Source organism: Maritimibacter sp. DP1N21-5, from assembly GCF_019218295.1.
Classification (GTDB): Bacteria; Pseudomonadota; Alphaproteobacteria; order Rhodobacterales; family Rhodobacteraceae; genus Maritimibacter.
Genome location: NZ_JAHUZF010000004.1, coordinates 302,766 through 323,322, shown reverse-complemented (window position 1 = coordinate 323,322; position 20,557 = coordinate 302,766). Strand labels below are relative to the sequence as shown.

Annotated in this window: 21 protein-coding genes, 1 tRNA gene and 1 pseudogene; 12 read left to right on the top strand and 11 right to left on the bottom strand. The window is 63.8% G+C overall.

Going from position 1 to position 20,557, the window contains the following annotated elements; translation table 11 throughout:
* Positions 1 to 2 precede the first annotated feature (2 nt).
* The 6 genes from KJP29_RS06100 to KJP29_RS06075 all read right to left on the bottom strand — a co-directional run bounded on the left by KJP29_RS06100 (position 3) and on the right by KJP29_RS06075 (position 6,455).
* Positions 3 to 1,046 (bottom strand): zinc-binding alcohol dehydrogenase family protein, encoded by a 1,044-nt coding sequence (locus KJP29_RS06100; protein ID WP_218462672.1) that lies wholly within the window; start codon positions 1,044 to 1,046, stop codon positions 3 to 5.
* A 63-nt stretch (positions 1,047 to 1,109) separates the two neighbouring features.
* Positions 1,110 to 2,417 (bottom strand): TRAP transporter large permease, encoded by a 1,308-nt coding sequence (locus KJP29_RS06095; protein ID WP_218462671.1) that lies wholly within the window; start codon positions 2,415 to 2,417, stop codon positions 1,110 to 1,112.
* A 1-nt stretch (position 2,418) separates the two neighbouring features.
* Positions 2,419 to 2,937 (bottom strand): TRAP transporter small permease, encoded by a 519-nt coding sequence (locus tag KJP29_RS06090; RefSeq protein ID WP_218462670.1) that lies wholly within the window; start codon positions 2,935 to 2,937, stop codon positions 2,419 to 2,421.
* Positions 2,938 to 3,000: 63 nt separating this feature from the next.
* Complete coding sequence (dctP, locus tag KJP29_RS06085; RefSeq protein ID WP_218462669.1) at positions 3,001 to 4,008, bottom strand: TRAP transporter substrate-binding protein DctP; 1,008 nt, start codon at positions 4,006 to 4,008, stop codon at positions 3,001 to 3,003.
* A 66-nt stretch (positions 4,009 to 4,074) separates the two neighbouring features.
* The gene (locus KJP29_RS06080; RefSeq protein ID WP_218462668.1) at positions 4,075 to 4,956 is read right to left on the bottom strand and encodes an NAD(P)-dependent oxidoreductase; all 882 of its coding nucleotides are present in this window, start codon (positions 4,954 to 4,956) and stop codon (positions 4,075 to 4,077) included.
* An 8-nt stretch (positions 4,957 to 4,964) separates the two neighbouring features.
* On the bottom strand, positions 4,965 to 6,455 hold the full coding sequence (locus KJP29_RS06075; protein WP_218462667.1) for an aldehyde dehydrogenase: 1,491 nt from the start codon (positions 6,453 to 6,455) through the stop codon (positions 4,965 to 4,967).
* Between the two features lie 120 nt (positions 6,456 to 6,575).
* Here KJP29_RS06075 and KJP29_RS06070 point away from each other — a divergent pair, with 120 nt between their 5' ends.
* The gene (locus KJP29_RS06070) at positions 6,576 to 7,667 is read left to right on the top strand and encodes a 2-hydroxyacid dehydrogenase (protein WP_218462666.1); all 1,092 of its coding nucleotides are present in this window, start codon (positions 6,576 to 6,578) and stop codon (positions 7,665 to 7,667) included.
* Positions 7,664 to 8,923 (top strand): acetyl-CoA hydrolase/transferase family protein, encoded by a 1,260-nt coding sequence (locus tag KJP29_RS06065; RefSeq protein WP_218462665.1) that lies wholly within the window; start codon positions 7,664 to 7,666, stop codon positions 8,921 to 8,923. Before KJP29_RS06070 ends, KJP29_RS06065 begins: the two co-directional genes overlap by 4 nt.
* Before the next feature lie 11 nt (positions 8,924 to 8,934).
* Here KJP29_RS06065 and KJP29_RS06060 read toward each other — a convergent pair whose 3' ends face one another.
* Positions 8,935 to 9,672, bottom strand: a complete 738-nt coding sequence (locus tag KJP29_RS06060) for a GntR family transcriptional regulator (RefSeq protein ID WP_218462664.1) — start codon at positions 9,670 to 9,672, stop codon at positions 8,935 to 8,937.
* A gap of 113 nt (positions 9,673 to 9,785) precedes the next feature.
* The gene (locus KJP29_RS06055; protein WP_370630840.1) at positions 9,786 to 10,340 is read right to left on the bottom strand and encodes a LuxR C-terminal-related transcriptional regulator; all 555 of its coding nucleotides are present in this window, start codon (positions 10,338 to 10,340) and stop codon (positions 9,786 to 9,788) included.
* 92 nt (positions 10,341 to 10,432) lie between these two features.
* Here KJP29_RS06055 and KJP29_RS06050 point away from each other — a divergent pair, with 92 nt between their 5' ends.
* The gene (locus KJP29_RS06050; protein ID WP_218462935.1) at positions 10,433 to 11,593 is read left to right on the top strand and encodes an acetyl-CoA acetyltransferase; all 1,161 of its coding nucleotides are present in this window, start codon (positions 10,433 to 10,435) and stop codon (positions 11,591 to 11,593) included.
* Positions 11,594 to 11,597: 4 nt separating this feature from the next.
* Positions 11,598 to 13,115, top strand: a complete 1,518-nt coding sequence (locus KJP29_RS06045; protein ID WP_218462662.1) for an AMP-binding protein — start codon at positions 11,598 to 11,600, stop codon at positions 13,113 to 13,115.
* 197 nt (positions 13,116 to 13,312) lie between these two features.
* Here the strand turns inward: KJP29_RS06045 and KJP29_RS06040 are convergent.
* Positions 13,313 to 13,504: pseudogene (locus KJP29_RS06040) on the bottom strand (transposase); the annotation flags it as partial.
* Here KJP29_RS06040 and KJP29_RS19420 point away from each other — a divergent pair.
* Positions 13,483 to 13,794 (top strand): FCD domain-containing protein, encoded by a 312-nt coding sequence (locus KJP29_RS19420; RefSeq protein WP_370630839.1) that lies wholly within the window; start codon positions 13,483 to 13,485, stop codon positions 13,792 to 13,794. The pseudogene KJP29_RS06040 and the gene KJP29_RS19420 overlap by 22 nt on opposite strands.
* Before the next feature lie 5 nt (positions 13,795 to 13,799).
* On the opposite strand, the gene KJP29_RS06030 is transcribed toward KJP29_RS19420, so the two are convergent.
* Positions 13,800 to 14,513, bottom strand: coding sequence for a TetR/AcrR family transcriptional regulator (locus KJP29_RS06030; protein WP_218462660.1), 714 nt, complete (start codon positions 14,511 to 14,513; stop codon positions 13,800 to 13,802).
* Positions 14,514 to 14,640: 127 nt separating this feature from the next.
* On the opposite strand from KJP29_RS06030, the gene KJP29_RS06025 reads away from it, so the two are divergent.
* From KJP29_RS06025 to KJP29_RS05995, 7 genes are all read left to right on the top strand, one after another.
* Positions 14,641 to 15,567 (top strand): ABC transporter substrate-binding protein, encoded by a 927-nt coding sequence (locus tag KJP29_RS06025; RefSeq protein WP_218462659.1) that lies wholly within the window; start codon positions 14,641 to 14,643, stop codon positions 15,565 to 15,567.
* The gene (locus tag KJP29_RS06020) at positions 15,564 to 16,370 is read left to right on the top strand and encodes an ABC transporter ATP-binding protein (RefSeq protein WP_218462658.1); all 807 of its coding nucleotides are present in this window, start codon (positions 15,564 to 15,566) and stop codon (positions 16,368 to 16,370) included. The genes KJP29_RS06025 and KJP29_RS06020 overlap by 4 nt, the downstream gene beginning before the upstream one ends.
* An 8-nt stretch (positions 16,371 to 16,378) precedes the next feature.
* A complete protein-coding gene (locus tag KJP29_RS06015; protein WP_218462657.1) occupies positions 16,379 to 17,134 on the top strand; it encodes an ABC transporter permease in 756 nt (251 codons plus the stop codon).
* Position 17,135: 1 nt separating this feature from the next.
* Positions 17,136 to 17,894, top strand: a complete 759-nt coding sequence (locus KJP29_RS06010; RefSeq protein WP_218462656.1) for an ABC transporter permease — start codon at positions 17,136 to 17,138, stop codon at positions 17,892 to 17,894.
* Positions 17,895 to 17,899: 5 nt separating this feature from the next.
* Positions 17,900 to 18,682 carry a cyclase family protein gene (locus KJP29_RS06005; protein ID WP_218462655.1) on the top strand — a complete coding sequence of 261 codons (783 nt, stop codon included), beginning with the start codon at positions 17,900 to 17,902 and terminating at the stop codon, positions 18,680 to 18,682.
* A 38-nt stretch (positions 18,683 to 18,720) separates the two neighbouring features.
* Complete coding sequence (locus KJP29_RS06000; RefSeq protein WP_218462654.1) at positions 18,721 to 19,701, top strand: fumarylacetoacetate hydrolase family protein; 981 nt, start codon at positions 18,721 to 18,723, stop codon at positions 19,699 to 19,701.
* Positions 19,702 to 19,939: 238 nt separating this feature from the next.
* Positions 19,940 to 20,013: transfer RNA gene (locus tag KJP29_RS05995), tRNA-Gly, on the top strand.
* Positions 20,014 to 20,176: 163 nt separating this feature from the next.
* Here the strand turns inward: KJP29_RS05995 and KJP29_RS05990 are convergent.
* Positions 20,177 to 20,398 carry a DUF1127 domain-containing protein gene (locus KJP29_RS05990; RefSeq protein ID WP_218462653.1) on the bottom strand — a complete coding sequence of 74 codons (222 nt, stop codon included), beginning with the start codon at positions 20,396 to 20,398 and terminating at the stop codon, positions 20,177 to 20,179.
* Positions 20,399 to 20,557 lie beyond the last annotated feature (159 nt).

Sequence of the window (20,557 nt, the reverse complement as noted above, 5' to 3'; positions counted from 1 at the left end):
TCTCAGGTCCCGAAGCCCGTCAGGGTGATCTTCCCGATGGTCTTGCCGGTCTCGACCGCCTGATGAGCACGGCGCAGGTTCGCGGCCGTGATCGAGCCGAAATCTTGCGAGGCTGCCGAGCGCAGTTTGCCTGCGTCGACCAGATCGGCCACCTCCCCCAGAAGCGCTCCGATTGCCGACTGGCGATCACCGCCCTGAAAGACCTTGGTCCACATCATCTCGAAGTGCAGCGCGCCCGCCTTGAGCCGCAGGGCCGCCGCGTCGATCCCCTGCGGATTGTCGACCACGACCACTTCACCCTCTGGGGCGAGACACTCCACGATGTCCGGCCAATGCTCCACTGTCCCGTTGAGCGGAAAGGCATAGCGCACGTCAGACACACCGATCTGTGCCATTTGCGGGGCGAGCGGTTTCGTGTGGTCCAAGACCGCGTCCACGCCCAGATCCATCAGCCAGTTGCGCGATTGCGGGCGGGAGGCCGTTGCGATGATGCGGAGCCCGGTCTTGGCTCGCAGAAGCTGCACCGCCATGGATCCGACGCCGCCCGCCGCACCGATCAGAAGTATGGTTTCCTGCTCTGTCCGACCGCCTTGCCCCGAACCTTCTCCGTCGGCGCAAGCGATCTTCAACCGGTCGAAGAGCGCCTCGTAGGCCGTGATCGCAGTGAGCGGGAGCGCCGCCGCCTCGGTGAAGCCCAGCGTGTACGGTTTGCGCGCGACAACCCGCTCGTCGGCCAGCACGAATTCCGCGTTGGCGCCGTCCCTTCGCATGTCGCCCGACAGCATGACCGCCGCCCCGACGTCAAAGAGGTGCGCGTCCGGTCCCCGGGCGACCACTGTTCCGGCTGCGTCCCAGCCAAGGATGATCGGCGGCCCCTCCGCCCGCTCGCGCCGCATCCGCTGCACGGCATCGAGGGGATTGACGGAAATCGCCTCGACCCGAATGAGCAGGTCTCGTCCCTCGGCCCGCGGTGTCTGCGCTTCGAAGTCGAAGAGCGATTGGGGATCGGTCGCAGGACGCGACGTGAGATAGCCGACGGCTTTCATGATAGGCTCCAAACGTTCGGTTTGACCCGATCTGGTTCATCGAGTGCCCCGTTCAAACGGGGACTAGTTCATTTGAGCGGGCAGCCATGTCGAAATGGCCGGGAACGCAACGATGAGGACAAGGACGATGATCTCAGCCAGAAGAAAGGGCATGATGCCTCGGATCAGATCCACCGCCTTCATGCGGCCCTCGCTGGCGGCGACCACCGTGAAGAGGTTCAGACCCACCGGGGGTGTGATCGCCCCGATCTCGACGAGCTTGACGAAGAGGACGCCGAACCAAAGACCGTCGATCCCCAGCTCCTGCGCGATTGGATAGACAAACGGCAGCGTGATCACGGCCATCGATGCGCCGTCGATGAACATGCCCAGAACCAGATAGGTCACCGTGACGATGGCAAGAAATTCCCACTTGCCGATGCCGGCCCCGCTGACCGCATCCGTCAGCTCCGGGACAAAGCCACTGGTCGTCAGGAAGCGAGCGAAGATGAACCCTGAAATCACGATAAAGAACAGGGAACTGGTCAGTACCGCCGTGCGGCTCAGATCACCCCAGAGCGAGGCCCATGTCAGCCTGCGCTGTGCAAGGCTGATCAGGATCGCCCCCATTGCGCCGACGGCACCTGCGACCGAGGGCGGCATGAACCCGGTGTAGATTCCGCCCAATACGATCGCGACGAGCAGCCCCATGCCCCAGAGGGTCTTGAGCGAGGCGAGCTTTTCGGAGAAGGACGTGGTGTTGACGGGGACCGGGGCCCAATGCGGACGAAGGCGGACGCCGACGAGGATCAACAGGACATAGACGACCGCGGTCAAGACGCCCGGCAAAAGGCCGGCCATGAACAGCTTGCCGACCGATTCCGTGGTCATGATGCCGTACAGCACGAACCCGAGCGACGGCGGGATCATGACCGCGAACGTGCCGGCCGCAGCGATGGCGGCGGCGCTGATGCGGGCGTCGTAGCCCTGCCGCACCATCTCGGGCAGGGCCATGCGCGTAAAGACGGCCGCGTTGACCACTGTCGACCCGGACACAGCCGCGAAACCGGCGGATGCAAGGGTCACTGCGACCAGAAGCCCGCCGCGCACCCGTTCAAGCCAGCGCGCGGCCACCGTGAACAATGACTCGATGATCCCGGCAGAGGCCGCGACGTTGCCCATCAGCACGAACATTGGAACGACGATGAAAGCGTATTCTGCCGCGGTCGAAAACGGGATCGTCCTCAGGTTGACGGTCATCAGGGTCCAGCCCGAGGTCATCCACAAACCGAAGGCGGACACGAGCCCGATGGACGCGCCGATTGGCGCCCCGAAGAGCGAGATGATCACGATAGCGACAAGGGACAGAAGCCCCAGAACGACGGGATCCATGTTATTGGCCTTCCATCACGGGCGCCCCGCGCGGACGCAGGAGGTGGACGAGCTGCCGCGTGGCTTCAACGAGCGCAATCGTCATTCCGATAAACACAAAGGCCTTGAAGGGAGCGACCGGGATGTCGATGCGACCTGCCGATGTCTCGCCAACTGCGATGCTGCGCGCGGCCAGAAGATAGGCCTGCCAGGAGATGAGCGCGTAGAACAGGATCGAAACGATCTGGCCGAAGATGTCGGTGATCCGTTCGAGCCGGGGGCCAAAGATCTCGGACAAGATGTCGATCTTGATATGGGCCTTCCGGTACTGAACCCCGGCCAGCCCCAGAAAGATGAGCACCGCTTCGAACAGCCGCTGAAATTCGATCGCGCTGGGGATCGGGCGGGCGAAAAATTCGGTCAGGACACGGTCCGCCACCCCCAGCACCATGAGGACAAGGACGACCCCTGCCGCGCAGGCCGTCGCGGCCTTGGCCAGCAGGGCGATCGTGCCATCCGCCATTTTCAGAACTTGACTCAAGATGTCCTCCCTCAATCATACGACCCGGCGTGAGCCGGGCCGCACGTCTGCCTCCAGCCTATGTCAGTCTGCGAGCGTGGCGCGGATAATCTCGACGACCGCCGCGGCCTCTTCCCCTCGGCCTTCGCCCTCGAGCTTGGCCGACCAGATGTCCAGCATGTCCGGAATGGCAGCCTCGATCGCTTCCGGATCGGACACTGGAACCACTTCGACGCCAATGTCGACCATCGACTGGATGCTTTCTTCGGCGTTCTGCTGAATGTGATCCGCGCCCCAGGCCTCGGCATCGCGAGCGGCCTGCGTGACCACCGCCTGCACCTCGGGCGACCATCCCTCCCAGACGACGGTCGGGGTCACGATGGGGGCAAGCTCGATCATCCCGAAGGAGTAGTCGACGAGGTACTTTGCCACTTCGCCCAGCTTGAAGGCCGCAAGGAACGACGGCGGGAGATAGGCGCAGTCGATGATGCCTTTGTCGAGCGCCTCGTAAAGCTCGTTCGAAGCCACGTTGACCGGAACGGCGCCCAGCGCCTCCCACATCAGCGGAACATAGGCGCCGTACCCGCGCAGTTTCTTGCCTTTGAAATCCGCCGTCGACTGGATCGGGTCCTTGCAAAGCAGGTAGTATCCGGGCGACGGACGGACCAGAGTGACCTGGCCACCGATGGCCGCGAGCTCCTGCTGCACGACATCGCTCGCCAGCAGGGCCTGCGACGCTTCCAGAACTTCATCGGCGCTGAAGAACACCATCGGCAGCGCGTTGGTCACACCCGAGAACTGGGTTTCGCTGTACTGCCCGGTTTCGAGCATCGTGAAGTCGATGGCGCCAGCTTCAACGAGCGTCATCATCTCGTCAGCCTTGCCGAGCGACCGGGTCCAGTAGATTTCCGCCGTCAGGTTGCCGTCGGACAACTCGGTCAGCTTGTCGACGAAATATTCGTCCACGTCCGAAATCGCGTTCCCCTGCGGCAGCACGGACGCATACTTGAAGTTCATTTCCGGGATGCCCTGCGCCGCGGCGGGCACATAGGTTGCCGCCAGCAGGAGCGCGGCACGAATTGCAGACTTCACCAAGGTTCTTCCTCCCTCATAGCCGGGCGCTCGATGCGCTCCAGTCGCTTCAAAATGTCCGTACATTTAAACCGTGTCAACTGATATCTCGCTCCGGCGATAATTCTCTACGGCCCGCGACAACGCCCGCTCGAGCGCAAGCGCATCGCGCGCGACGGCGGCGGCGTCTACAGGCCGAAACGCCGGGAGCGGCGGGCCCTGCACCGTAACCTTCTGACCGGAAAGCCGGGACAGGGCATCAGCCATCGCGCGCGTGTCGCCCGCGAGCGCGGGCATAACCGGAGACGCGTCACCCTGTTGTGCGCCAAGGCTCTCGGCGATGACGTTGGCGAGCTGGTCGAGCGGGTCGAACCATGACAGACCCGAAAAGGGGATCACGCTCGCCCGACCTTGCGCGGCCTCCGCGCAGGCTTGTGACAAGCCCGCACTGATGCCCCGGTGGCGACCGGGGCCAAAGATGACGAAGGGGCGGATCACCCGCGCCGTCATCCCCGTGCGCTGCGCGGTTTCCTCCAGGACATACTCGGCCAACAGCTTCAGGCTGCCATAGACGCTCGGCGGCTTGCAGGACGCGGCGGCCGATGAGATCAGGGTGAAAATGCCGACACCCAGCTCCGCCGCTGCTTCCATCAGCGCGATGGTCGCGAGACCGTTGACGGCCACCGCGTCTTCAGGACGCTCCGCAGAGGTCGGCAGGTCGAGCGCCGCCGCATGTACGACCGCATCGCATCCTGACAGCGCCGCACGCACCGCGGCCCGGTCACGCAGGTCCGAAATCCGCCAGTCGACCTCGTCCCCCGACAGTTTCCAGACACCGCACTGCGACGGGTCCGCGAGAACCGTGTCGAGCGAACGCACCCGGTGCCCCCGATCCAGCAGTGCCCGGATCACCGGCAGGCCCAGGCACCCGGCTCCCCCGGTGACGAGAACCTGCCGCGGCGTTTCCATGACCTGCCCTAGGCCAGCTTGATCTGGACAGTCTTGACCTGCTGATACTCGGCAAGTCCTTCCCGCCCGAATTCCCGGCCCACGCCGCTGTCCTTGTAGCCGCCATGCGGCATGTCATCTATGCCGACGTTGTTGTAGCCGTTCACGAACATCTTGCCGGTCCGAACGCCCTTGATCACCTTGAAGGCCCGGTCGAGGTTTCGCGTCCAGACACCGCCCGCAAGCCCATAGGCGCTGTCATTGGCGAGCCGAATGGCCGCGTCGGTGTCGTCAAAGGGGATGACAGCGAGGATCGGTCCAAAGACCTCTTCCTGCGCAAGGCGGCTCTGGTTGTCCACGCCGCCGAAAATCGTAGGCATGAGATAAAGCCCGTCATCGAGCCGGCTGTCGTCCGGCCGGCTCCCGCCGGTCAGAAGCGTCCCGCAATCGTGCCCGACGTTCACATGGCCACGAACACGGTCATACTGTTCGCGGTTCACGAGGGGCCCCATCGTCGTGGCCGCATCACGCGGGTCGCCGACGATCTGCTTGCCCGCCTGCGCCAGAACCCGCTCCATGAAATCGTCATAGATCGACCGTTGCACCAGAAGCCGCGTTCCTGCCGAACATTGTTGCCCGCTGTTGTAGCAGAAAGCGGCGATCGCCGTGGCCGCCGCCGTATCGAGGTCGGCATCCTCGAACACGATGTTTGCCGACTTGCCGCCCAGTTCGAGCGCGACCTTCTTGTTGTTGGTCGCCGCTGCGCGCATCACCGCCCGCCCTGTCGCGGTCGAACCGGTGAAAGCGACCTTGTCCACGAGCGGCGAGGACGACAGGTACTGGCCCACCACCGCGCCGCGGTCCTTTTGCGAGGTGATGACGCTCACGACACCGTCCGGCACGCCCGCTTGGGCCAGATAGCGCGCGAGCAGCACCGTCGGACTGCTGCATAGATGCGACGGCTTTGCCACGACGACGCAGCCTGCGGCCAACGCCGGGGCGATCTTGCACACCGGGTTCAGCAAGGGGAAGTTCCACGGAGTGATGAAGGCGGCCACACCTACGGGTTCCCGCAGGATCAGCCCGAAGGCCTGCGGATTGCGGTCGCTGATCGCCGAGCCCTCGAGGTCCAGCGTCGCCCCTGCGTAATACTCGAAGGTCTTCACGGCCCCCATGATTTCGCCCATCGCGGTGCTCACCGGCTTACCGCTTTCCAGCACCATCCGCTCGGCCAGCTCCTGTTTGTTGTCTTCGATGATGCGCGCCACGCGGCGCAGCACCTCGAAGCGACTGCGTGCGGGTGCATTGGACCAGACGCCGGAGTCGAAGGTCTTGCGCGCCAGTTCGACCGCCCGGCGCGCATCCTCCTCACCGCTGTCGGCAAACCGCGCGACCACCGAACCGTCGATCGGGCTGATGTGGTCAAAGGTCTTGCCCGAGGCGGCGGGCATGTCCTTATTGCCGATCCAGTTCAGAAACGTGGTCGTCTGCAAGGGCGCAGGCGAAGCTACGGTGTTCATGTGGTCTTCCTCCATGGTCGCCATCCCTGTCGTAGACGGCTGATCGTTTGTCTCGACATCGGCGCTACCATAATGTACGTACATTTGCAAACCAAAATGATCGTCCGTAAAGGATCTGCGATGCCCACCATGACGCCCCCGCCCCCGCTCGCCATCAGGTTCCTCGACGATGACCACGTCATTAGGCTGATCCCCGCCCTCCTCGCCGGACCAAATGGTACAAGCGCAGATTACGTGCGCGACTTCTTCAGTCCCGAGAAAATCGAGGCATCCGCATGGGCGGCCCTGACGCGGAGGCTGGAGGCCTACCACATCGCCCCCGAGGCCCTGTCCGTTTCGCCAGAAGACAGCGCGGTCCTTGTGTTCCGGCGCGGCCGAATCGATACGGACATTTTAGATGCCCATCCGAACCTCAGGCTGATCCAGCGCCTTGGGAGCGGCCCGCATACCATCGACCTCGACGCAGCCTCCGAACGCGGTATCGCAGTGTCCTGTATCACCCGGCCAAGTCTCGTGACCGTGGCCGAGCACTGCCTCATGCTCATGCTCGCTGCGAGCCGGAGGCTCATCCCCTGCGATCATGCGGTGCGAAGGGCAGAATATGCGCCGGGCAAAGCCGGGGAGGTCGCCTACAACTGGCCCGGCATGACGGGGATCGAAAGCCTCTACGGTAAAACGCTCGGCATCCTCGGCATGGGCGAGGTCGGCACCCTCCTTGCCGAGCGGGCGCGCGCGTTTGGGATGCGGCTCCTCTATTGCGACGAAAGCCCCCTGCCGCCCGCGGTCGCGCGGACCCTCGCAGCCGAACGCGTCGACAAGGCCGCGCTCTTTGCCCGCGCCGATATCCTGTCGATCCACATCCCCGGCACCCCCGCAAACCGCAAAGCGGTCGGTGCAAGGGAGATCGCGTTGATGAAGCCGGAGGCCATCCTCATCAACACCTCGCGGGGCAGCATCGTCGATGAGGACGCGCTCTGCGACGCCCTCGAAACCGGACGTCTCTCCGCCGCAGCGCTCGACGTGCATGGCCACGAACCGCGCGGACCGGACCGGATCACCGCCCTGCCCAACGTAGTTCTGACGCCGCATCTCGCCGCAGGATCGCGGCTCAACGTGCTCAAGGATATCGCGATGGTCTGCGACAATCTGCTGGCGGTCCAATACGGCGACCCCATCGTGCATGGCCTCGTGCCGCGAGGCGTGGCGCAATGACCCGTGTCCTTTCATCAACTCACCTGAACTTTCCCGACCTGCTGCGTGAAGGTGACCGGATCATCTGGACCCAAGGCGCGGGCGAACCGGTCAGCACGATCGAACGACTCTTGTCCCAACTCGATGACGTGCCCCCCGTCGAGGTCTTTCTGGGGGCCAGTTATTCGGGGCTGATCCGACCGGAACATGCGGGCCGCATCCGGTTTACGGGCATGGGTGCAGTGGGAACCACGCGCGCCTTGGCTGAGAAAGGCCTCATTGACGTGATCCCCTGCCACCTGTCCCACGTTCCGAGGCTTGTCGCAGCGGGGCAACTCCGCTTTGATGTCGTCATTCTGCAGGTGTCGCGGCGGGCGGATGGCCGGCTCGGCACCGGGGCGGTCAACGGCTATGTCCACGAGGCGCTTTCAAAGTCGCGCGTGGCGATTGCAGAAGTCAACGAACAGGCGCCCGATAGCACCAGCAGCACGGTGTTCGACATGTCGGACTTCACGCATGTCGTTCATGTTTCACGGCCGCTGATCGAACAGGCCCAGCCGACGCCGACCGAATTGGAGCGGCGGATCGCGCGCAACGTGGCCCACTTCGTCGGAGACGGCGACACGCTTCAGATCGGGATTGGCTCGATCCCAAACGCGCTGGCCGAAGCCTTGTCTGACCGCCGCGCGCTGGGATTGCATTCGGGCGTAATAGGCGACCGCGTGGCCGACTTGATCCGCGCCGGGATCATCGACAACAGCCGCAAATCGGTTGACCCCGGCGTGTCGGTCACGGGGGTCTTGGCCGGGTCGCGCGCCCTGTTCGAGCTTGCCCACGAGAACCCCCAGGTTGCCATCGAACCCGTGTCCAGAACCCACGCCATCGGCACCTTGGCGGCCATTCCGAATTTCGTGTCCCTGAACTCGGCCATCGAAGTGGACATCACGGGCCAAGCCGGGGCTGAATTGGTCGGCTCCCGCTACTACGGCACCATCGGCGGGCTGAACGACTTTGCCCGCGGCGCGCTCGCGTCCGCTGGAGGACGGTCGATCCTCGCCTTGCCGTCGCGAACCGGATCAGGGCAAAGCCGTATCGTGCCACTGGTGCGGTCTGGCGTTGTGACGCTTGCACGGTCGGACGCCGACATCGTGGTCACAGAATACGGCGCCGCAGAACTGCGCGGGCGTAATCTGTCGGAGCGCGCCGCGGCGATGATCGCCATCGCACATCCGGACGACCGGGACACTCTGGCGGCGGCGGCACGGAGGGGTGCCTGAGGCTCCCCGACCTACGCCGTCGGATCGTCGTCCCGACGCTCGCGCAGATAGGTGACGACCTGCTCGTACCGATCCGAACGGCATGTCAGATGGACATGGACCAACGGCAGGTTATCAGACGCGAAATACGTCCGTTTGATGACAAGAACCGGCGCTCCCGCCTCGATCCCGAGCTGGCGTGCCGCCTCGGGATCGACCGCACCGGCGGAAATCGCCTGCCGCGTGCGCGACGCGGTATGGCCGCTGTATTTCTGAACGAGATCCACGAAATAGGTCTGTCCGAGCTCGGCGTCCGGAATATTCTTCACGAGTGACATCGGCGCAAAGAGATTGGACACTCCATAGGGGATCCCGTCCGTGGTCAGGACGCGAAGGATGTGAAAGACCTTGGACGTCGGCCGAAGCCCCAATATTTCCACGACCTCGGGAAACGCCTTTGCGGGTTCCTGCTGGGCGCTGATCGTCAGCGATTGCTCGACCTTGAACTCGCCCGTCAGATCGTCGAGCGAGCCGATGGCCCAATACCCTGCCCGCCCTTTGCGCACGATCCTGGTCCCGCTTCCCGGCATCCGTACGATGAGCCCGTCATCGACCAGATGCTGCAACGCGATCCGCATGGTGTGACGGCTCACGTCGAATTCCTTCATGAGCTGGACCTCGGGCGGCAGCTCTTCCTCATATGTACTCGCGACGATACGGCGCCGGATCTCTTCGGCGAGGCGACGATGGGCGGGAATGGGTCTGGCCAAGATCTCTCCACGGGGCTTGAGCGGCTTTGCGCCGAGTCTGGACGAAAAGACCGGACATTTCGAGTCCCTTTCGGGGGGACTTGCCGGGCGCTCTCCGAATAATGCGAGGATCGTCAGCTTGGCAGTCCGGCAATCCGGGCCAGAAGCTCCGCTGCGGTCCGGGCGCCCAGCTTGCGCATGAGCCGCGCGCGATGGGCTTCGGCAGTGCGGTGCGAAATGCCCAACGCCCGCCCGATCTCCTTGCTCGTCGCGCCGGATACGCAGAGCATCGCGACCTCACGTTCCCGAACCGTCAGGTCGGCAACGCTTCGGTGATGCGACAGGTCATGGAACGACCACACACACTCACGAAAGAGGTCGTTGCGTGACAGCGAACGACCGATCACCTGACACCAGAACAACGAACCGTCTCGCCGCTTCATGATACGCTGATCTTCGAACCGCTGAGACGGGCCTAGCTCTTTCAGCCACCTCGCACCGATATGGGAAAACTCGTCGTGCGATGGATAGAGCGCGGCCACCGACGCGCCTTCAAGCTCCGCCGGACCGTAGCCGAACATGTCGGCGAACCTGTCGTTGCATGTCGTTATGAGCCTGTATCGCGACACCATCAGCCCTACGGGGGCAAGGGTGAACGCTGCCGCCGCGCTGACCAGATCTGTTTCCACGATCCCCTCCCCATAGGGTAATTCTACGAATATGCACGGCGCGGCCGTCCGTAGAAACCTTGGATGTGAAATTGCCATGAGAGACAATCGCTATTACATCGCACATCGTTGGCTGGGGACACACCCCGTTTGGCCGCCTGAAGGATCAGTCCGTGGAAGATCTGCTCGTATCCAGCGCGCGCGAGGCGATTGCGCATGCCGAAATTGACCCGTCCGAGATCGACGCCATCTGGATAGGTCACTTCAATTCCGGCTTGACCACCGACGCCTTCGTGTCCTCGCTGGCGCTTCAGGTAGATGACCGGCTGAGGTTCAAACCCGCTGTACGAGTGGAAAACGCCTGTGCCTCGGGGTCTGCCGCGATCTATGCCGCGCGCGACGCCATCGCGTCGGGCCGTGTCCGGACCGCGCTCGTCATTGGTGTCGAGAAGATGACGGATCAGGATACACCAGCCGTCACCAGGGCGCTGTCGGGAGCATCCTACCAGCGCGAAGAGTCGCATCTGAGCTTTCCAAGCGTATTTTCGACCTTTGCCCGGTCCTATTTCGACGCTTACGGCGATCACGCGCTCGCACTCGCCCGTATCGCGTCCAAAAACCACGCCAACGCGATGGCCAATCCGCTCGCACATATGCACAAGCCGCTGAGCGTGGAGGACTGCAATACAGTGGGGGAACGCAACCCGATGATTGCGGCGCCCCTCCGCATGTCGGACTGCTCGTTGATCAGTGATGGCGCGGCCGCGCTCGTGCTTGCGTCGGCGGACATGTCCGCGCATTTTCCTCGTGCCGTAGGTTTCCGGGCGGCCGAACAGGTCAACGACTTCCTGCCGATGTCGCGTCGCGACCTCTTGCGCTTCGAAGGACCGGCCCGGGCTTTTGCCCGCGCATGGGACGCGGCCGGGATTGGCGTGCAGGATCTGGACTTTGCCGAAGTGCACGACTGCTTTACGATTGCCGAATTGATGATCTACGAAGCCATGGGCCTCGCCCCGGCCGGTCAGGGGCATCGCCTGCTGGAAGAGGGAACGGTGCTGGCGGGCGGCGACTTGCCTGTAAACCTTTCCGGCGGACTCAAGGCCAAGGGCCATCCGGTCGGCGCAACAGGCGTGTCCATGCACGTAATGGCGGCGCGCCAGCTCATGGGCGAAGCCGGCGACATGCAGCGGCAGGGGGCGGAACTCGGCTGCGTGTTCAACATGGGCGGATCGGGCGTGGCCAATTACTGCTCGATCCTCGAAGCGGTACGGTGACGCCATGAACCCTGCACACTGGCTCGACCGCACAGCACGCCTGAACCCCGAAGCCCCCGCCATTTTCGAGGGCACCCAGCTTGTCTGTGACTACGCCACTTTCGCGAGGCAGGCCGCATCACTCGCCCGTGCCTTGGTCCGGGACTATGCAATCCAACCCGGCGACCGCGTCGCCATTTTCATGAAGAACCGGCCCGAATACCTTGTGGTGCTCTATGCCATATGGTGGGCCGGCGCGGTCGCGGTTCCCATCAATGCCAAGCTCCACCCGCAAGAGGCCGCCTGGATGCTGGACGACTGCGGCGCCAGGGTTCTGGTCGGAGACGGCGACACCGTGATCCCGACGCTCGGCCATGTCACAGGGTCGAAAATCACCGGGCTCGACGTGACGGGCACGGACTATCGCGACCATCTGTCGAGAACACCTGTGTCCGGCCCGGTTGACAGATGCGTCGGCGATCTTTCCTGGCTGTTCTATACCTCGGGCACCACCGGCCGACCAAAGGGCGCGATGATCAGCTGTGGCAACATCCTTGCCATGACCCAGACCTATCTCGTCGATGTCGATCAGGTGGAGACGGGCGAGGCGATCCTTTACGCCGCGCCGATGTCTCATGGCGCAGGGCTTTACAACTTCATCCATGTCCTGCGGGCGGGTCGGCACGTCCTGCCCGCTTCGGGGGGCTTCGACCCCGATGAGATCGCGCAACTCGCGCCCGTCTTCGGCTCCGTCAGCCTCTTCGCAGCGCCGACGATGGTGCGCCGACTGGTCTCGCAGGCGGCAATCTCGGGATACGACGGCACCGGTCTCAAGACAGTGATCTATGGTGGCGGCCCGATGTATACGGCCGACATCGAGGAGGCGGTGGAGGTTCTTGGAGCAAGGTTCGTACAGATCTACGGTCAGGGAGAATGCCCTATGACCATTACGGTTCTGCCGCGCGAGACCGTTGCTGACCGCACCCACCCCCGATGGCGTGAACGCCTGGGTTCGGTCGGTGTCGCGCAATCCTCGGTCTCGGTCCGCGTGGTCGACGAGTTTGGCGCGCCGCTGTCCGCCGGACATGTCGGCGGAGTCGAGGTCAAGGGCGCCCCGGTCATGCTTGGCTACTGGGAGAACCCCGACGCGACCAAATCTGCGATCCGGGATGGCTGGCTCGCGACCGGGGACAGGGGCGAATTGGACGAGGATGGCTACCTCACCCTCAAGGACCGCTCGCGCGATGTTATCATCTCGGGTGGAAGCAACATATATCCCCGCGAAGTCGAAGAGGTGCTGCTCCGGCATCCGTCCGTTTCGGAGGTGTCCGTCATCGGCGTTCCTGACGCCGAATGGGGTGAAATCGTGGTGGCCTACATCGTCCCGGTCGCCGGTCGAATCGTCGAACAGGCTTCGCTGGACACGCACTGCCTCGCATCTCTGGCCCGGTTCAAGCGGCCCAAACGCTACATAGCCCTGTCCGAACTTCCGAAGAATGCTTACGGCAAAGTGCTGAAGACGACCTTGCGGGCGCGAAAGTAGGGGCAGTCTGAGCATCATTGAACATGAGAAGGCAGGTCGGCATTGGCAAGACGGTGAAGTGGGCGGCTTGCGGAAGTTCGCTGCGGGCGCGAGTTGCTGGAGAATGCTTCGCGGCAGCAGACATTCAGTTCGGTTGGCAAAATAGCAGGAAATGACACCATTCGTCGCGCGGAGACGGATCGCAGGCGCTTTCAGTTGGACCAGCTGTAATACAGGCTCGTCGCGATCCCCTCGCGACGGCAGAGCTCGGCAATGCTGTCTTCGCCGCGCAGCCCATCCAACACGATCCTAATCTTCTCCTCGGCTGAATGTTGCTTCCTCGTGCGCCGCCGGATGTCCTTCACTACTTTCTCAGCGGGCGCTTTCTGTGTTCCGGGTTTCTGTCTCATCTCCACTCCTTGGCGGTTATGATGAGCCAGAAACCCTCCGTTACGAAATCAATTCAGATGTCCCAAGGGTGCTGACGGGAGACAATCAGCTGTATGATCAGAATGTCCGTTACCGCCACCTGTCGGGTTCAAAGGCATACCCTTCACGCGACATCGATGCCGAGCACAATGCTATTACAGATGCGGTGCTCGAACGGAACGCCGACCTTTCTGTGGAACTTCTGATGTCGCACTACTCAACCACCGGCAACTTCCTCAAGGAAAAGCTGGCGCCGGAGTACAAGGCCTGATTGTATCACGTGCCATCCGAGACCCGCAGGGCATTCTCGAAACCACCTTCGCAGAAACCGATGAGCACGGCGTTGTACCAGGCCGGGTCGGTCGGGGCCTCGGCGCCGAGAGCGCGCGACAACGTGGCGATCCGCATGTTCGACGAGACCACCGAAAGCATCGCCGTTACCGACACGACGAAGGCCATGGCCAGCCGGTCGCGCGGGGCGTCCGGATCGACGGCAATCATCGCCGCGAGGAAATCCTGTGCGATCGGGTCGAAGAACTCGCGAACGCGGGGATACCAGCGTTCGTCGGTGGCGATGCGGGCGATGAGCTTGGCATAGGCCGCCCATTGCCGGTCACCGCTCCAGGCCATGCGCGAATAGGGCAGGACATAGGCTTCGAGAATGTCGCGTCGGGTCAACGCAGCGCCTTTCCGGGCGCGGAGTTCGGCCAACGCCTCGCTGCGGGCGCGATTGAGCGTTTCGGCCCGGCGCTGGAAGATCGTCAGGAACAGATCGTCTTTGCTGCCGCCATGAAACCCCACCACGCTGAGCGACACGACCGCTTCGCGTGCGATATCGCGAATCGAAACGCCTTCGAACCCGTGCTCGGCGAACAGTCGTTCGGCCGCGTCGAGCACTTTTTCACGTGTGGCCTCACCGCGCGCGAGGCGGCCGTCCGCCTTGGGCTTGGCATGTTTCTCAGGCGCATAGCGAGCATTTGTTGGGGTCATGGGGCGATCATACGAATAACTAGTACGAACGTCCAGATAGTTTCTTGACAAAAATTCGAACGGACGTATGAATTGTATCAAGTCGGGTGTCGAACCATCCTGACAAAACCATTGGAGGGAGGAACCAATGAAACGATCAGCCATGCTTCTGGGGGCCGCGGTGTTGGCGTGCGCCCTTTCCACTGGCGCTATTGCCGAGACGATCACCATCGGGCACACGATCAACCCTGCCCCCGCGCCGGTGTTCATCGCCGATCAGCAGGGGCTGTTTGCCGATGCCGGTCTGGATGTGCAGCTTGAGGTAATGACTGCCGATCCGCTGTTTCCCGCCGCGCTGATGTCGGACTCGATCACCGTCGCCGCGATGACGCCCACGACCTTTCTTGCCGCAGTGGCCAACGGGCTCGATCTGGTCGCGTTCAGCGGCACCTCGACGACGCTGCAGACCTCGCGCGACATAGCCATTGTGTCCAGCACCGCCAGTGGCGTGACAGACGCCGAAGGCCTTGCGGGCCACAACGTCGGCGTGCCCGGTATCGGCGCGCTGCTCGATGTGATCCTGAAAGCCTGGCTGAACAACCACGGCGTTGCGCCCGCCGATGTGACCTTCATCGAGATGCCGTTTCCGCAGATGGCCGATCAGCTCCGCGCCGGTCGTGTCGACGCGGTAATCACCGTCAACCAGTTCGCCGGTCCGATGATCGGCGAGGGCTTCGGCCATATGGTCGCGCTGCCGCTGGCCGAACTGCCCGAAGGGCTGCGTACGGTCCTTCTGGTCGGCACCCGCGACTGGGTCGAGGCGAATCCCGAGGCGGTCGGCACGCTGCGGGAGACCATGTCGCAGGCCCAGTCGGTGGCCGAGGCCTCGCCCGAAGCGGTCCGCGAGGCGCTCGCCACTGCGATGCGCCTGCCGCCGCCGGTGGCCGAGCGCATTGAGCTGCCAAATGTCGACGTGGCGTTGAGCGTTGAAGACTTGACGTTCTGGCACGACGCGCTGCGCGAGCAGGGAGTGCTGCCCGGCGACATCGACCTCGGCCTGTTGGTTGCGCAATGAGCGCCATGCCTTCACTCGAAAACGATCCGGCGCGCGCTGTCGCGCCGGGCCAGCCGATGATCTCGTTCCGCAATATCGGGCTCAGCTTTGGCACCCATGAGGTTCTCAGGGCCATCGATCTCGACATCGCCGAAGGCGAATTCGTCTCCGTGGTCGGTCCCTCCGGCTGCGGCAAGACAACGCTTCTGCGCCTGCTCGCCGGGCTGGTGCGTCCTGATCGCGGAGAGGTGCTGCTGAACGGCCAGCGGCTCACTGGCCCCGACCGCAAGATCGCGGTTGTGTTTCAGGATTACTCCAAGGCGCTGCTGCCCTGGCGCACGGCCTCGGGCAACATTGCCCTGGCGCTCTCGGCGATGGGCGTGCCGAAAACCGAGTGGCCCGAGCGCATCGAGGCGCTGCTGGCGATGACGGGGTTGGAACATGCCGGCGACAAGCTGCCGCGGCAAATGTCGGGCGGAATGCAGCAACGCCTGCAGATCGCCCGGTGCCTGGCGCAGGAGCCAACGGTGCTGTTGATGGACGAGCCCTTCGGTGCACTGGATGCGATCACGCGCCAGACCTTGCAAGACGAAGTTCTGCGGATTGCCGCCGAGCGCAAGGTGACGGTGTTCTTCGTCACCCACGAGCTGGAAGAGGCGATCTATCTCGGCGACCGGGTGGTCGGGCTCTACGCCAATCCGGGTCGGGTGGCGCGCTCGTTCGACGTGACGCTTGCCAAGCCGCGCGACCAGCTGACGACGCGCGAGGACGCACAGTTCCTGTCGCTCAGACACGAGCTGTTTACCTTCATCAAGCACGCATGAGGCTGGTCATGACCTTGCCCCTGTCCCTGCCGCGTGGCGCCGTGGTGCCTTTGGCACTGATCGTCGTGCTGGAAGTGCTTGCGCTGGCCTTTCTGGACCCCGAGAACTACACCTTTGCCGCGCCGCACGACATCGCACTGGCGCTGGGGCGCGTGCTGGCCGACGGCACTCTGCTGATTGCCACCGCCCAAACCCTGTCCTGCGCCTTTGCCGGACTGGCAATCGGTTTTGCGCTGGGGGTGACGGCCGGTGTCGCCTTGGGACTGTCGCCCGCGCTCGACCGGCTGTTCGCCGTGACCGTCGAAATCCTGCGCCCGGTGCCGCCTGCCGCGTTGATCCCGCTGATGTTGCTGGTCGCCGGCTTCGGCTTTCAAATGGAAACCACGATCGTCGCCTTCACCACGCTCTGGCCGATCCTGGTGCTGACCCGCGCCGCGATCCGGGCGATCGAGCCGGGACTGGTCGAGGTCGGCCGGGTGCTCGAACTGGATGTGCTGCGGCGCACTCTGGTGATCGTCATCCCGTCGGCGGTACCGCGGCTCTTCGTGGCGTTCCGGCTGGCGGCGGGAATTGCGCTCACGGTTGCCGTGGTCGTCGAGGTCGTCGCCAACCCGCGCGGGCTGGGCTACGGCATGATCCTCTCGGCGCAGACGCTCCACCCCGATGTCTCACTGGCCTTCCTGGTGTGGATCGGCCTGCTGGGCTGGGCGATGAATGCCGGCCTCAACGCGCTCGATGCGCGCTTCTTTGCGAGGTTCCGCTGACATGACGTCAACACAACGCCTGATATGGTTCGCCGCTTCGCTGGGCTTCGCCGCCATGCTGCTCTTGCTGTGGGAATTGGCGTCGCGGGCGGGTGTGGTGCGCCCGGTCTTCTTTCCCGCCCCGTCGCGCATCGCCGCCGCCCTTGCCGAAGGGCTGACCGATGGCTCGCTGCTGCGCAACACTGCGCTGACAGTGGCCCGAACATTGGGGGGTTGGCTGATCGCCTCGGTGATCGGGGCCGCGCTCGGGGCGCTGATCGGCATGTCGGACAAGGCAAATTCCTGGCTCGGCCCCATGCTCGAGGCGCTGCGGCCGCTGCCGGTGGCCGCATTGGTGCCGATTATCGTCGCGGTGTTCGGTTATACCGAGCAGATGGTGCTGGCGATCATCGCGTTTGGTGCGCTCTGGCCTTGCCTCATGTCGACCGTCAGCGGGTTTCGCGCGGTCGAGCCACGCCTCTACGAGGTGGCGCGCGTGTTGCAGATGGGCCGGGCGGCGGTGCTGTTCCGTATCGCACTGCCGTCCGCGCTGCCGGAGATCCTTGCAGGCATGCGCGTGGGGCTCACCGTCGCGCTGATCCTGGTGGTGGTGGGCGAAATCATGGCCAGCCGCCCCGGTGTCGGCTTTCTGATCCTCCTGGCGCAGCGAAGTTTCCAATCCGCTGATCTCTATGCCGGGATCCTCGTGCTGGGGCTGGTGGGGCTTGTTACGGCGGCGCTGCTCGACAGCATCGAAAAACGCCTGGTTTTCTGGAGATGATCCCGATGCAGTTGATCGACTTGTCGCGCCCGCTTGAGAACTCCACCTTCGCCGATCCGCCGGGGCTAGGGCCAAAAATCACCTATCATTCCCATGGCGACACCACGAATCAGATCCTTTCGTTCTTTCCCGGAATCGATGCCGCCGATCTGCCCGGCGGCGAGGGCTGGGCCGTCGAGGAGATCGCGCTCAACACCCACAACGGCACGCATCTTGACGCGCCCTGGCACTACCATTCCACCATGGATAACGGCCAGCGCGCCATTACAATCGACGAGGTGCCGCTTGGATGGTGCCACGCGCGCGGTGTCAAGCTGGACTTCCGCCATCTGCCGGACGGCCACGTCGCCACCGCCGCCGAGGTCGAGGCCGAGCTGGCGCGCATCGGGCATGATCTGCAACCGCTCGACATCGTCGTCGTCAACACCGCCGCCGGGGCGCGTTATGGCCAGCCCGACTATCTGGCGACAGGCTGCGGCATCGGGCGCGAGGCGACGCTCTGGCTGACCGAACGCGGCGTGCGGGTAACGGGCACCGACGCCTGGTCATGGGACGCGCCGTTCCTGCACACCGCGCGGCGCGTGGCAGAAACCGGCGATGCCGGGCTGATCTGGGAAGGCCACCGCGCCGGGATGGTGCGCGGATACTGCCACATGGAAAAGATGGGCAATCTCGAAAGCCTGCCTGCGACCGGGTTCGAGGTGATCTGCTTTCCGATCAAGGTCAAGGGCGCCAGTGCAGGTTGGTGCCGCCCGGTCGCCGTGCTCAAGGGGCAGCCCGACGACTGAGTTCATCGGTCTCGTCGCCACCGTTCAGGAGAACCACGATGAAGTTTGTAACGCTCGACGATGGCAGCCGCGACGGCCGCCTCCATATCGCCTCGCGCGACGGCCAGCGGGTTGTGCCCGCGGACGGTGCCCGCACGCTGCTGGCGGCGCTCGAAACCTGGGACGATCACCTTGCCACCTGGCAGGCCCAGTATGATAGGCTGAACGACGGGGATGCCGGCGCGGCACCGTTTGCGCTTGAGACGGCCCTCGCGCCGCTGCCACGCGCCTGGCAATGGCTCGACGGCTCGGCTTTTGAAACCCACGCGCTTCTTCTGCAAAAGGCCTGGGGTCAGCCGCAGGTTGGCCTTTCGGAACGTCCTTTGATGTACCAAGGGATGTCGGACCGGTTCCTGCCGCCTCAAAGCGTCGCGCGCTTTCCGTCGGCAGCGGACGGGATCGACTTCGAAGGCGAGTTCGGGGTGATCCTCCGCGATGTGCCGATGGGCACGCCCGCATCGCTGGCCGCGCGCGCCATCCGGTTGATCGTGCTGATCAACGACTGGAGCCTGCGCGCGCTCGGCCCGGTTGAGATGGCCACCGGTTTCGGCTGGCTGCAGTGCAAGCCTGCCTGCAGCATGGCGCCTTTCGCGGTTACGCCTGACGAACTCGGCGCCGCCTGGCACGACGCCCGTGTATGCCTGCCGCTGCGCATCGACGTGAACGGCCAGCCCTTCGGCCGCGCAAACGGCGGCGAGATGAAGTTCGGCTTTCACGAGCTCATCGCCCACGCGGCCTATTCGCGCGATCTGCCCGCCGGCACCATCCTCGGTTCGGGCACCGTGGCGAATGCAAGTTACGAAGACGTGGGGTCGAGCTGCATTGCCGAACGCCAAGCCATTGAGCTGATCGCCCATGGCGCGTCCCGCTCGCCATTTCTCAATTCAGGAGACCGGGTCGAAATGCGCGCCTCTACAGCCGATGGCGTCGAACTTTTTGGCCCGATCGACCAGAGTGTCGAGATCTCTGCCTCGACATAGAACCGCACAGCTGCGCCGTACCGCGGGCACTGCCTTCGCTCTCCAGCCGGAGTATCTGCTTCGTCCGCACGGGTGTCCGCAGCGAATGGCCGGTTCGACAGACCGCGCCGCAGCGCGATGATGTGAGCTTAAATGGCAGCAAAGGGCCGCAAGCCGACTGGATCTCCTGAGCCACAGGACTTCTTGAAGGGGTATCTTGACCCCCAAAAAATGATGTCTTAGTTAGGTCAAACCCGGCGCGGGCGTTGTGTAATGGTAAGACCTCAGCCTTCCAAGCTGATGATACGGGTTCGATTCCCGTCGCCCGCTCCAGTTTTCCAGCCTTGAACCAGGATGTCTGGCCCCGCGACGCGGTGGGCTTTTGCGCGCGGCCAGGGATTCCGTTGGACGGGAACCGATCCTTGGAACGTGAAAGAGCCGGACCCCTGGTCCGGCTCTCTTCAGAAGGACGATGTTTCGTCCTGACTGCCCTACCTCAGAGGTAGTAGCTGTCCGAGAAGACGTGACGCACGATGCCGTCACGGGTCAGGCCGCGTTCGGCCAGCTCTTCGTCGGTCATCGCTTCGAGCGCGGCGATTTCGCCCTGGCGCGAACGCGCTTCGACATATGCGGCACCGAAATTCTTGAGCGCTTCGAGAACCCGGGCATAGATCGGATGAGAAGCGGCGAAGTCAGTCGTGGTTGCAGTGTAAGCCATTTTGGAAACCTCAGATGGTCTAGTGTCTCTGTGTTCCCCCCTTGGCGTCAGAGATAGGACACAGGGACTTACCCAACCACCCACAATGCCGAAATGCCGCCATGCAGCACGCGCAACCCGATTGAATAATCAGTAAATTCAGAGCAGCGCGCCGCGATG

Excerpts from the sequence above, each read along its gene's own strand:
- KJP29_RS05990 (WP_218462653.1), bottom strand. The coding sequence starts at position 20,398 with ATGGCTTACACTGCAACCACGACTGACTTCGCCGCTTCTCATCCGATC.
- KJP29_RS06025 (WP_218462659.1), top strand. The coding sequence starts at position 14,641 with ATGAAACGATCAGCCATGCTTCTGGGGGCCGCGGTGTTGGCGTGCGCC.
- KJP29_RS06000 (WP_218462654.1), top strand. The coding sequence starts at position 18,721 with ATGAAGTTTGTAACGCTCGACGATGGCAGCCGCGACGGCCGCCTCCAT.
- KJP29_RS06005 (WP_218462655.1), top strand. The coding sequence starts at position 17,900 with ATGCAGTTGATCGACTTGTCGCGCCCGCTTGAGAACTCCACCTTCGCC.
- KJP29_RS06020 (WP_218462658.1), top strand. The coding sequence starts at position 15,564 with ATGAGCGCCATGCCTTCACTCGAAAACGATCCGGCGCGCGCTGTCGCG.
- KJP29_RS06065 (WP_218462665.1), top strand. The coding sequence starts at position 7,664 with ATGACCCGTGTCCTTTCATCAACTCACCTGAACTTTCCCGACCTGCTG.
- KJP29_RS06070 (WP_218462666.1), top strand. The coding sequence starts at position 6,576 with ATGCCCACCATGACGCCCCCGCCCCCGCTCGCCATCAGGTTCCTCGAC.
- KJP29_RS06045 (WP_218462662.1), top strand. The coding sequence starts at position 11,598 with ATGAACCCTGCACACTGGCTCGACCGCACAGCACGCCTGAACCCCGAA.
- KJP29_RS06030 (WP_218462660.1), bottom strand. The coding sequence starts at position 14,513 with ATGACCCCAACAAATGCTCGCTATGCGCCTGAGAAACATGCCAAGCCC.
- KJP29_RS06075 (WP_218462667.1), bottom strand. The coding sequence starts at position 6,455 with ATGAACACCGTAGCTTCGCCTGCGCCCTTGCAGACGACCACGTTTCTG.
- KJP29_RS06080 (WP_218462668.1), bottom strand. The coding sequence starts at position 4,956 with ATGGAAACGCCGCGGCAGGTTCTCGTCACCGGGGGAGCCGGGTGCCTG.
- KJP29_RS06100 (WP_218462672.1), bottom strand. The coding sequence starts at position 1,046 with ATGAAAGCCGTCGGCTATCTCACGTCGCGTCCTGCGACCGATCCCCAA.
- KJP29_RS06095 (WP_218462671.1), bottom strand. The coding sequence starts at position 2,417 with ATGGATCCCGTCGTTCTGGGGCTTCTGTCCCTTGTCGCTATCGTGATC.
- KJP29_RS06010 (WP_218462656.1), top strand. The coding sequence starts at position 17,136 with ATGACGTCAACACAACGCCTGATATGGTTCGCCGCTTCGCTGGGCTTC.
- KJP29_RS06015 (WP_218462657.1), top strand. The coding sequence starts at position 16,379 with ATGACCTTGCCCCTGTCCCTGCCGCGTGGCGCCGTGGTGCCTTTGGCA.